Origin of the sequence: Synechococcus sp. KORDI-49 (assembly GCF_000737575.1) — a bacterium.
Taxonomy (GTDB): Bacteria; Cyanobacteriota; Cyanobacteriia; order PCC-6307; family Cyanobiaceae; genus Parasynechococcus.
In genome coordinates this window covers 1,074,840-1,085,172 of the sequence record NZ_CP006270.1, presented here as the reverse complement: position 1 = coordinate 1,085,172, position 10,333 = coordinate 1,074,840, and the positions used below count along the sequence as shown (strand labels likewise).

The window sequence follows — 10,333 nt, the reverse complement described above, 5'->3', positions numbered from 1 at the left end:
CGCTGCACCCATGCCTTCGTTCCCCACCAATGCAGCCTTGGCGATGTCACTCGCCGGCATGTGTTGCTGGCTTCTGCTCGCTGCTTTGATCCCTCAGCTGCGTCGCCGCCTGCTCGATCAACCCAACGCCCGCAGCTCCCACAGCCTCCCCACGCCTCGCGGTGGAGGTGTGGCCTTTGTGTTGGTGTCCTGCGTTGCCAATGTTCTGGCTTGGGTTATGAGCGCCAGCTCCGCTTCCTTGCCTTTGCCCTTGGTTGCCGCGCCCTTGTTGGCCTTGCCCCTTGCTGTGGTGGGTTTTCTCGACGATCGCGACAACCTTCCGGCAAGTTGGCGTTACGGCGTGCAGCTCGCCACTGCTTTCTTGTTGATACTGGTAAGTCCGTTGGTTGCTTTGTCTGTCGGATTTTTGCCCGTAGTGGTGTTGTTGGTCATTGCCGTCACTGCGGTGATCAACTTCACGAACTTCATGGACGGCCTCGATGGCCTGGTGGCTGGTTGCATGGTCGTCGCAATCACTTCGGCTGCCATCCAGCTTGCGGCTCCCTGGCCCATCTGGGCTCTGGTGGGTGCCTTGCTGGGTTTCCTGCTCTGGAATTGGAGCCCCGCCAAGGTGTTCATGGGTGATGTGGGCAGCACCTTTCTAGGTGCCGTGTTTGCCGTCCTCGTGCTTCAGTCGTCCTCATGGACTGAAGCGCTCGCCTTGCTGCTGGTCGCCACTCCACTGATGGGCGATGCCTGTTTGTGTGTGCCGCGGAGATTTATTGCTGGTCAACGGGTCTTGCAGGCCCATCGCCTTCACTTGTTTCAGCGATTGCATCAGGCAGGCTGGCCCCATGCCCGCGTCTCCAGTCTCTACATCGCCGCCACCGCTTTGCTTGCCTTTGCCCTCATGTGGGGTGGCTTGACCTGGGTGATCGCTCTTTCTGCCCTTGAGTTGTTGTTGGGCATCTGGTTGGATCAACAGGTGGCTGTTCCCTTTGTTGTGGCATCTCGCTCTTGAAACCAGGTGTCGCATTCCTATCTGATCAAAGTCGTTGAGCGAGCTGTTCTCTTTTCGCCCAGGTGCCGCCGTCTGTTGCTGATCGGCATCGACGCCCTGCTTCTCCCAGTAGCGGTGTGGCTCAGCTTTTGGCTGCGACTGGCCCATCCGCTACATCCCAGCTTTCAGGCTGCCGGACTGTGGTTGCTGCCAGCGGTGCTGCTCATTGGTCTGCCGCTGTATGCACTCACCGGGCAATACAAAGGTCTCACGCGCTACGTCGGCAGCCGGGCTATCTATCGCCTCGCCGGCCGCAATGGCCTGTTGGTGCTGCTCCTCGCTGGTATCGGCCTCATGTTGCGCCTGCCGATGCCACCCCGCAGCAGTTGGATTCTGCTCTGGTTGCTGCTCACCGGTTTCACCGGAGCGGTGCGGTTTGCCCTGCGGGATCTGCTCCTGTCGCTGCGGTCGGTGAGCCAAAAGCAGATCGTGCGTGTGGCCATCTATGGCGGCGGTGAGGCCGGTGCCCAGCTCGCGGCTGCCCTGCGTTTGGCCGGCAACCATCAGATCGTCACCTTTCTCGATGATGCGCCGAGTCTCTGGCGGCGCACGATCAACGGGATTCCGATCCAGCCGCCCCAGGTGCTGAGTGAGATCCAAGGTCAGCTCGATCAGGTGCTGCTGGCGATTCCCTCGCTGCCCCGCAGTGAACGCCGCCGCATCGTGGCTGAGTTGCAACACCAGGCGATCCCGGTGTTGCAGATCCCCTCGGTGGATGACCTCACCTCCGGCCGGGCCCGCATCGATGCGCTCCGCCCTGTGGCCATTGAAGACCTGCTCGGCCGTGATCCCGTGCCGCCTGTGCCGGAGCTGCTCGGTCCTGGCCTGCATGATGCGGTGGTGTGCGTCACCGGCGCCGGAGGCTCGATCGGCTCGGAACTCTGCCGGCAGATCCTGCAGCTGTCTCCCAAAACGCTGATCCTGCTGGAGAGCAGCGAACCGTCGCTCTATGCCGTGGAGCAGGAGCTGAGCCAGCAACTGCCCGCCTCGGTGACGCTGGTCCCGGTGCTCGGTAGCGCCGCCGATCCGGCGCTGGTGCAACGGCTGTTTGCAAATCATGGCGTGCAGACGGTGTTCCATGCCGCCGCCTACAAGCACGTGCCTTTGGTGGAGGCCAATCCTCTTGCGGGTCTGGCCAACAACGTGGGCTCCACCCGGGTGGTGTGTCAGGCCGCCACGGCGGTTGGCGTGAGCGAATTGGTGCTGATTTCCACCGATAAGGCGGTGCGTCCCACCAATGTGATGGGGGCCAGCAAGCGCCTGGCGGAGCTGGTGGTGCAGGCGTCGGCACTGGAGCTGTCCCAGAGCACAAAGGGCGCTGGCCAGCCCTGCACCCGACTGGCAATGGTGCGTTTCGGCAATGTGTTGGGCTCGTCGGGCTCGGTGGTGCCCCTGTTCCGCCGCCAGATCGCTGCTGGTGGTCCGATCACCCTCACCCACCCCGAGATCATTCGCTACTTCATGACGATTCCGGAGGCGGCCCAGCTGGTGCTCCAGGCTTCAACCCTCGCCAAGGGTGGCGATGTGTTCCTGTTGGATATGGGAGAGCCGGTGCGTATTAAAGACTTGGCCGAACAGATGGTGCGCCTTAGTGGACTATCACTCCGCGATGCCCGCAATCCCATCGGCGATATTGAAATTGTTTGTACTGGTCTTCGGCCGGGTGAAAAATTGTATGAGGAGCTGTTGATCGAAGCTGAGAGTGAAGCCACTCCCCATCCTTTGATCTATCGAGCTCAAGAACGATCGCTCCCACCTCACGAGCTTTGGCCACAACTTGATGCCTTGGAAGAGGCAATCGTCGTACAGGACGTCAATGTTGCTTTGGAGTTGCTAACGGAGTTGGTGCCGGAGTGGCAGCGGGACGGCTCTCATGCAAAGCCTGCGTCTTCAGAGAATTCCAGCGCTGCTGCTCAGTGAAACCAGTTACTCCAGTAGCTCACGGTCTGCCACAAAGCGCGCGTGCAAAGTCTGCTGCCCATGCACGCTCATGACGCCATTGTGGTGATGGTTTGAAGCCATGGCCTGGTTCATGATTGCTGGGATGGCCCCCCATTGGGCGGCCACGATCGAACGGCTGGCGGATCTGGACCGCAGCCATGCCTTTGCAGAGCTGGACATGGCGCTCAAGGCTCTCCCCCCTGAAGTACCAGATGCGCATCGGGCTGTGGTCGCCCACTGGCGCGGCAAGGTTGCGCTCCTATATAACGTAATCGCTGAAGCGATCCCGCCGCTGGCGCTTGCTGTCTCCTTGGAGTCGGAGCGTGCTGCCAACCATTACCTGCTCGGCGCGGCACTGGTGCGCCAGAAGCAGTGGCTCGATGCCCGAACCTGCCTCGAGCGAGCTGTGAAGTTGCAACCGGGCCTCGAATCAGCGCGGCTTGAGTTGTCGACGGTGTTGCTGGCCACCGGCGAATCGGCCTCAGCGTTGTCGGTGTTGCAGCCACTGCAGCATGGCTCAAATCCCCCTCTGATTGCCAAGCGTGCACAGATTCAAGTTCAGCTCGCTGAATACGGTTCAGCTGCAGCCCTAGTTGCAGCCCTCGCCCTTCAGGCGCCAGTTCGCCTTCCCGAATCGCTGTTACGGGAGTGGCTGCAGATCGCTGGCGGCTTGCTGCTGGCCGAGAAGTTCATGGCAGCCCGTGCTTGGTTGCAGGCTCTCACCACCGTCATCCCGGATCCTGCGGCTCTGGCCAATCCGATCCCTCGCCGCATCGCCTGGATTGCCCTGGTGGGGCTGGAGTTGATCGAGCCACCCCTCACTCCTCTCAATTTCCAATTTCACGCCAATCTGCCGGAGCTCCAGAATCTGCACTGGCAGCAGGTTTCCCTCACCGAGCGCAGTCTCTGGGGCAGCTGGTTGGAGCCGTTCCTAAAGCAGCTCGCATCCCGCCTTGAGCGTCAGCCCTATCCCGATCAGCAACGTTGCGGTCAGCTGTTAACAGAGATCATTTCCGCCCTGCTGTCGTTGTTGCCCGCTCAGCAGCGCCAGTCGTCCCTCGTCAAGCGATTGGAGCAGTGTCGGGATGGCCCCCGGCCCTTCGTTGACAGTGACGGTGGTAGCGACCGTGCTGCGAGGGCGCGCCTGCAGCAAGCCAGCGATGCCCTGCTGAACCACCTGCCGCTGTTGGTGGTCCATCCTGCTGCCGAGTTGCTGGCCGAAGCCCAGCAAAAGCGATATCAGGGTCTCGATCAGTTATGGCGGGACACCCAGCGGCTCACGGCGATCGCTGATCCTTTGCCGCTGCATCAGCGGCCCCGGCGCCGGTGGCTGCTGCTGGCGAGCGACGACCTGCCTCAGTGTTTCCTCTACCGGGTGGAGCAGAAGCGTCAGCAGCTGGAAGCTCTCGGCTGTGGTGTCCGCATCGTCCTGCTGGATGCTCTAGAGGATCAGGCCTGGAGCGAGGCGATGCTCTGGGCTGATGCCCTGATCGTCTGCCGCCTCCCCGCCACCGCACCGGTGCTCGGGTCCATCGCGGCGGCACGTCAGGCCGGCATCCCGAGCTGGTACGACCTCGACGATCTGGTCGTTGATCCCGAGCACGGCATCCCTCCTCTGGCCAGCTACGGCGGCACGGTCTCGCCACTGCAGCACCGCCTGTTGCAGTTGGATGTGCCTCTGTTCGCGGCAGCGATGCGCGCTTGCGATGGGGCGATCGTCAGCACGGCATCGCTGGCGGATCGCTGGCGGCAGTTGAACCCCGGGCAGCCGGTGCTGCAGCTCGCCAATCTGATCCCTCCAGATCTTCAAGCCGCCCAGCGCTCCCCCCGCCGCAACCCCCGCACTCCCCGCCTGGTGGTGGCCAGCGGCACCAGCGCCCACAAGCAGATCTGGATTGAGGAGTTGGCCCCTGCTGTGGCGGAGTTGTTGCGTTCCCACCCCCAGCTGCAGCTGGATCTGCTCGGGGAGCTGCAGTTGCCGCTCGTGTTGCTGCCCTTCGCTGAGCGCATTCGCTGCCATCCCTTCAGCGACTACGCCACCTATGTGCAGCGGGTGGGGGAGGCCGACATCGGCCTGGCTGCCCTGGAGCCTGGTCTGCACACCGATGCCAAGAGCGCCATTCGCTGGATGGAGTTCAGCCTCTGTGGTCTGGCCAGTGTGCTCAGCCCCACCGCGACTTATACCGAGCTGCTGGAGGACGGTATCCATGCCCGTTTTGCCCGAGGGACAGACCAGTGGGTGGAGGAGGTTGAGCAGCTGTTGGCCGATCCATCTGGCCGCCGCGCCATGGCCAAGCGGGCTCAGCAGCACGCGCAAGAGCTGTTCGGTTCCCATCAGGCGGCGCGCTTCTGGGGGCCTCTGATCGAGCCGACTGATACCCCCCACCCATCACCACAGCGCAACAAGCTGCTGGTGCTCAACGTCTTTTTTGCTCCCCAGTCCATCGGTGGTGCCACCCGAGTGGCGCAGGATCAGGTGAAGGCCCTGGCCGAACAACTGGGCGATCAGTGGGAGATCACCGTGCTCTGCTCGGAAGATGAGCCCTGGCAGTTGCCGGAATCTCCTCACGATCCAGAGGCTTGGTTGCAGCCGGGGCCGATCCCCTTGCAGATCCACAGTTGGAACGGCGTGCGTGTGGTGCGCTTGGCACTGCCGGAACGCCCCTGGAGCGAGCACTACGACCCACGCGTCGAGCAGCTCTGCCGCTGGTGGTTCGCCCAAGAGGGCTTTGATCTGGTCCACGCCCATGCCATCCAGGTGCTGGGTGTGGGCCCCTTGCGCGTCGCCGCTGAGCTGGGTGTCCCCTACGCCGTCACTCTCCACGACGGCTGGTGGCTCTCCCCCCGCCAGTTTCTGCTCACGCCCATGGGCCGGCAGGTGGATGTGCGCGATCCGATCGGTCATCACGATGTGCCTGAGCGCATTTCACCGGAACAGCTGGAGGGCGAACGCCAGCGCCGCCTGGATCTGGAGCAGCTGTTGCGGGGGGCTGCGGCACGGATTGCCGTGTCGGACTCTTTCGCGGAGCTGCATCGTCAGGCCGGCATCGAAGCGGTCACGGTGATGGAGAACCGCTGGCAGCCGATGCCTCCTGGTAGCCCTCGCCAGCGCCGTCCTATTGATCAGCCGCTGCGCTGCTGCTACGTGGGAGGCCTCTGTCTGCACAAGGGCTATCACGTTCTTCAGGCAGCACTGCTGCAGGCTCAACCGGCCGCACCCGGCCTGGAACTCACCGTGCTCGACGGCAGCCTGGAGAACGATCAGGGCTACCGCTTGCAGTGGGGCTCAACGCCGGTGGAGGTGCGGCCAGGCCTGCCGATGCAGGCGATGGCGGATTTCTACGGCAAGCACGATGTGCTGATCGCCCCCTCGATCTGGCCGGAAAGCTATGGCCTGGTGTCGCGAGAAGCTTTGTCTGCGGGCCTCTGGGTGGTGGCCAGCGACGCTGGCGCCATGGCCGAACCGATCCGGCACGGGCAGAACGGCCATCGGGTTGCAGCTGGCGATGCCCAGGCTCTGGCCGCTGTGCTGGAGCAGTTGGCGGCCGATCACCCCACGCCCCAGCCCCTGATCGCCTTCAGCGGCGAGCGGCCACCGCTGCACCAGGAATTGGATCAGCTGTACAGGAGTCTGCTGAACGCATGAGCGACGCCCTGCGCCAGGACTCCGAGCTGGCGGCCGCCTCCTGGCTGCGGGATCCGCTGGAGGCAGACCATCAGGATGAGTTGGTGGCCTGGCACGGCCGTTTTGCCGAAACCGCCCACCAGCGCCAGCCCCTCAGCGCCCTGTTCGATCAGCTGCAGGGTCTTTACCCCACGGATCTGCTGCCTCCACCGCAGCTGCTGGAGTTCCGTGACCTGCTCTGGCTCAAGGGCAGCGGCGGTCTGTTTGATGGCCGCAGCGGCCGCGTGGTCCAGGCCAGCTGCGTTAGCCGTTTCCTGCGCCAGCGTCAGTTGCCGTTTCTGCGTCGGCACCGCATCGAATTGAGCCAGCCCCTGGGCCGTTTCCCCCGTTTGGAGCAGGTGGTCTGGTTGCCCACGGCAGGCTCCTCACTGTTCGGGGAGTTGTTCAGCGAGGTGCTCGGGTTTCTCTGGCCGTTTCTGCTGGAGCCTGCCGAGTCGCTGCTGGGTTGGCCGGTGCTGCTGCCGGGTTGTGATCCGCAGGACGCCTACAGCGCTGTGCTGCATCAGCTGCTGCGGGAGGGCCACACCTTTCCTCTGCTGGAGCAGCACCTGCCGGAGGCCCTCCACCTCGAACGGGTGCTGATCCCAGAGCCCGGCTTCCGTCTGCATGCCGCTTGCACACCGTTGTTTCTGCAGGCTGCTACGGCCCTGGCTGATCGTCTGTCTCAGGGGGCTGTCGCTGAACCGATCGAGCGCTTGTACCTGGCCCGCAGTGATGACGACCCGTTGGCACCTGTCCTGGCCGAGAACGGCTGGGCGGTGCTGGAGCTGCTGGCCCAGCCGTTGCCCGTGCAGGTGGCGGCCATCCGAGCGGCTGAGACGATCGCCGGCTTCGGAGGAGAAGCGCTGCATGCCCTGGCCTGGCTGGGAGAGCTGCCGCCGGATCAAGGGCCGCAGCTGCTGTTGCTGGGGACACGCCCGTCGCTGGACCTGCTGCTGCAGTTCCGCGCCCAGGGGCTCATCGGTTGTTACGTGCCCTGCGCGGATGATGCAGGCCTCGAAGTGATCGACGAGCTCAACGCCTGCGTCGGGTAGCGACAGGAGCGTCAGCCGTAGAAGCGTTTGCCGTCGGCCCGCTTGTGCTGATGCCGTCGTGCTTCGCGGCGGGTGTATTCACTCACGGTGGGATTGGCCACGCTGGGGTCCACATGGGCGACCTGTTCCCAGAGCTCCCTCGGCGCCCAGCGCACCGTGTGCTCGATGCGGTCGTGTTTGATCACGTGGCACCAACGGCTGGTGCCGCACTCCGGGCAGAACAGCTCCTCGAGCCATTCGTTGCTGAGCACCAGCACCGGATAGGCGTTGATGATCAGCTGCGCCTTCTTGGCTGAAATGCCCCGCTGCTCCAGCTGTTCCGGCTGCAGGAGGTGCAGGTAGTACTTCTTGCCGTTGCCCTGGATGCGTTGCTCAGGGTGGGCCGGACAGAACAGCTCCCGTTTCTTGGGACGGCGGTTGCGGCGTGGAGCCGGTTGCGTCGCAGTCATCTCGGGACACCACCCCATCTCCTTGAAACCTATCCGAAGAGCCGAAGGGTTCCGATCAGAGGGCGGAGCTGTCGCGATCGCCTGTGCGGATGCGCACCACCGACTCCACAGGGCTGATGAAGATCTTGCCGTCGCCGATCTCGCCGGTGCGGGCTGCATCAGCGATGGCGCTGACCACGTCCTCGACGCGGTTGTCTTCCACCACCACTTCGATTTTCAGTTTCTGCAGGAACTCCACGGTGAATTCCGACCCGCGGTAGCGCTCCACCTGGCCCTTCTGCCGCCCGAAGCCGCGCACTTCGCTCACGGTCATGCCGATGATGCCGGCCTCCACCAGGGCGACTTTCACGTCTTCCAGCTTGAAGGGTCGGATCACCGCTTCGACTTTTTTCACGGTCCAGATTCGTTGCCTCTGAACAGCATGGCGCTGGTGGCCCCTGGAGGTGTGCTGAGCTTTACAGAACAGCGCTGAAGCTGGCCTTTTAGGGTCTGATCAACGCAGCAGCGCTTTCCTTGACCGCCACCGATCAACAGACCCTCACTCCGCTCTACGGCGAGCGGGCGATCGCGGAGGCGGAACTGATCTGCTTTGACAATCCCAGGCCCGGCCGCCCCTATGAGGTGTCGATCGAGTTGCCGGAGTTCACCTGCAAGTGTCCCTTCTCGGGCTATCCCGATTTCGCCGTGCTGCGCCTGATCTATCAGCCCGGTCCCCGGGTGGTGGAGCTGAAGGCGATCAAGCTGTATGTGAACAGCTACCGCGATCAGTCCATCTCCCATGAGGAGGTGACCAACCGCATCCTCGATGACCTGGTGGCGGCGACGGACCCGGTGTGGATGCAGCTGGAGGCGGATTTCAATCCCCGCGGCAATGTCCACACCGTGGTGCGGGTCAGCCACGGCAGCCGTCAGCCCTGCTGAGCCTCCGCCAGCAGCCCGGGTAGCTCCTGGGCGAATGCCGCCAGGTTGCGGTTGCACAGGCCGCCCACATGCAGCTGGCCGTCGTCGGCGATGGCCCACAGCTGACGGGTGGCCACCAGGCTGAGGCCACCTCCCAGCAGCGTCACGGCAAAGCCCAGATACACCAGTGGCACGCCGGGATCACGCTTGAGCAGAAGACCGCTGGCCGGCAGCACCGAGGCCACTCGCAGCGGCAGCCCGCGCACCTCCTCTGCCGGGCCGCCAGGCCGCAGCAGCGCAATCCGCTCGCCGTTCTCCCCGAACACCTGCACCGGCCCCTGCTCGCTCTCGAGGCTCAGCAGCACCGGGGCCGTGCCGTCCGGGCGGGTGGGCAGCACGATGCCCCACACCTGATCCCCCAGTTGCGGGAAGGTTTGCAGCGGCAGTTGCAGCACCGGGCTGCCGCCGATCTGCAGATCGATCGCCGCCAGCGACCAGTCCGCCTGATAGATGGTGATGCCGCGGTGCCGCAGCGGGTGGTTCACGCTGATCTCCCGTTCCAGCCGTTCGCCGGGCCCTTCCAGCAGCAGATCGGATCGGAACTGTTCGGGCCGTCCGGCTGTATCCCGCTCCACCTGGAAGTTCTGCAGGGTGATCGTGAGCTGGTTGTCGCCGTTGCGGGCCAGCAGATCCAGGGAGCGCTCCGGCGCCAGGAAGCGCTCCAGCCGGTTGCCGGCCAGGGCGCCCCAGACGGCCCCCAGCATCAGCAGCACCATGCCGGTGTGCACCAGCAACGGGCCCACCCGACCGGCCACCCCCTTGCGGGCCGCCAGGCGCTGATCTCCTGGCTGCAACTGCCAGCCCCGCGCGCTCAGCACCGCCCGCAACCGCTCGAGGGACGCCGCAGGGTCCGGGCAGGGGCGGCTCTCGGCGATCGCCAGCTTGCTCAGTTGCCGCGGCGTTCGGTAATCGATCCAGCGGCGTGCGGCCTGCAGCGCCGGCCATTGCCGCCGCCAGCTGCAGAGGATCAGAGCCAGCCCCAGCCAGGCCAGCAGTGCCAGGAACCAGCCGCTGGAATACACGTGATCCAGCTGCAGCTGCAGTACCTGCTCGCCGTTCAGCAGGCCCAGCCACGGCGTGTCGCCGTAGGCCTCTACGTAACTGGCGGGTGGATCCCCCTGGGGAATGCCTGTGCCCACGGCGCTGGCCAGGGCGATCAGCAGCAGCAGCACGATCGCCACCCGCAGATCCGAGAGCCAGCCGGCCAGACGTCTCATCGGCGCCT

At 64.4% G+C, this 10,333-nt stretch carries 8 protein-coding genes; 5 read left to right on the top strand and 3 right to left on the bottom strand.

What is annotated here, in order from left to right; genetic code table 11:
• The first annotated feature begins 217 nt into the window (after positions 1-217).
• From KR49_RS05795 to KR49_RS05780, 4 genes are all read left to right on the top strand, one after another.
• Positions 218-1,000, top strand: a complete 783-nt coding sequence (locus KR49_RS05795) for a glycosyl transferase (protein ID WP_253912832.1) — start codon at positions 218-220, stop codon at positions 998-1,000.
• Positions 1,001-1,006: 6 nt separating this feature from the next.
• Positions 1,007-2,959: a nucleoside-diphosphate sugar epimerase/dehydratase gene (locus tag KR49_RS05790; RefSeq protein WP_253912831.1), complete on the top strand. Its 1,953-nt coding sequence runs from the start codon at positions 1,007-1,009 to the stop codon at positions 2,957-2,959.
• 100 nt (positions 2,960-3,059) lie between these two features.
• Positions 3,060-6,626 (top strand): glycosyltransferase, encoded by a 3,567-nt coding sequence (locus KR49_RS05785; RefSeq protein WP_043692746.1) that lies wholly within the window; start codon positions 3,060-3,062, stop codon positions 6,624-6,626.
• A complete protein-coding gene (locus KR49_RS05780; RefSeq protein WP_043692743.1) occupies positions 6,623-7,699 on the top strand; it encodes a DUF563 domain-containing protein in 1,077 nt (358 codons plus the stop codon). The genes KR49_RS05785 and KR49_RS05780 overlap by 4 nt, the downstream gene beginning before the upstream one ends.
• 11 nt (positions 7,700-7,710) lie before the next feature.
• On the opposite strand, the gene KR49_RS05775 is transcribed toward KR49_RS05780, so the two are convergent.
• Both KR49_RS05775 and KR49_RS05770 read right to left on the bottom strand, forming a co-directional pair.
• On the bottom strand, positions 7,711-8,148 hold the full coding sequence (locus KR49_RS05775) for a hypothetical protein (protein WP_052378183.1): 438 nt from the start codon (positions 8,146-8,148) through the stop codon (positions 7,711-7,713).
• 55 nt (positions 8,149-8,203) lie between these two features.
• Complete coding sequence (locus tag KR49_RS05770; RefSeq protein WP_043692739.1) at positions 8,204-8,542, bottom strand: P-II family nitrogen regulator; 339 nt, start codon at positions 8,540-8,542, stop codon at positions 8,204-8,206.
• Between the two features lie 119 nt (positions 8,543-8,661).
• On the opposite strand from KR49_RS05770, the gene queF reads away from it, so the two are divergent.
• Positions 8,662-9,069: a preQ(1) synthase gene (gene queF, locus KR49_RS05765; protein ID WP_043692737.1), complete on the top strand. Its 408-nt coding sequence runs from the start codon at positions 8,662-8,664 to the stop codon at positions 9,067-9,069.
• Here the strand turns inward: queF and KR49_RS05760 are convergent.
• Complete coding sequence (locus tag KR49_RS05760; RefSeq protein WP_043692735.1) at positions 9,057-10,325, bottom strand: cytochrome c biogenesis protein ResB; 1,269 nt, start codon at positions 10,323-10,325, stop codon at positions 9,057-9,059. The two genes, queF and KR49_RS05760, sit on opposite strands and share 13 nt — an antisense overlap.
• Positions 10,326-10,333 lie beyond the last annotated feature (8 nt).

Bases quoted from the DNA above. Each gene is read 5' to 3' on its own strand.
- KR49_RS05760 (WP_043692735.1), bottom strand. From the start codon at position 10,325: ATGAGACGTCTGGCCGGCTGGCTCTCGGATCTGCGGGTGGCGATCGTG.
- KR49_RS05795 (WP_253912832.1), top strand. From the start codon at position 218: ATGAGCGCCAGCTCCGCTTCCTTGCCTTTGCCCTTGGTTGCCGCGCCC.
- KR49_RS05785 (WP_043692746.1), top strand. From the start codon at position 3,060: ATGGCCTGGTTCATGATTGCTGGGATGGCCCCCCATTGGGCGGCCACG.
- KR49_RS05775 (WP_052378183.1), bottom strand. From the start codon at position 8,148: ATGACTGCGACGCAACCGGCTCCACGCCGCAACCGCCGTCCCAAGAAA.
- KR49_RS05780 (WP_043692743.1), top strand. From the start codon at position 6,623: ATGAGCGACGCCCTGCGCCAGGACTCCGAGCTGGCGGCCGCCTCCTGG.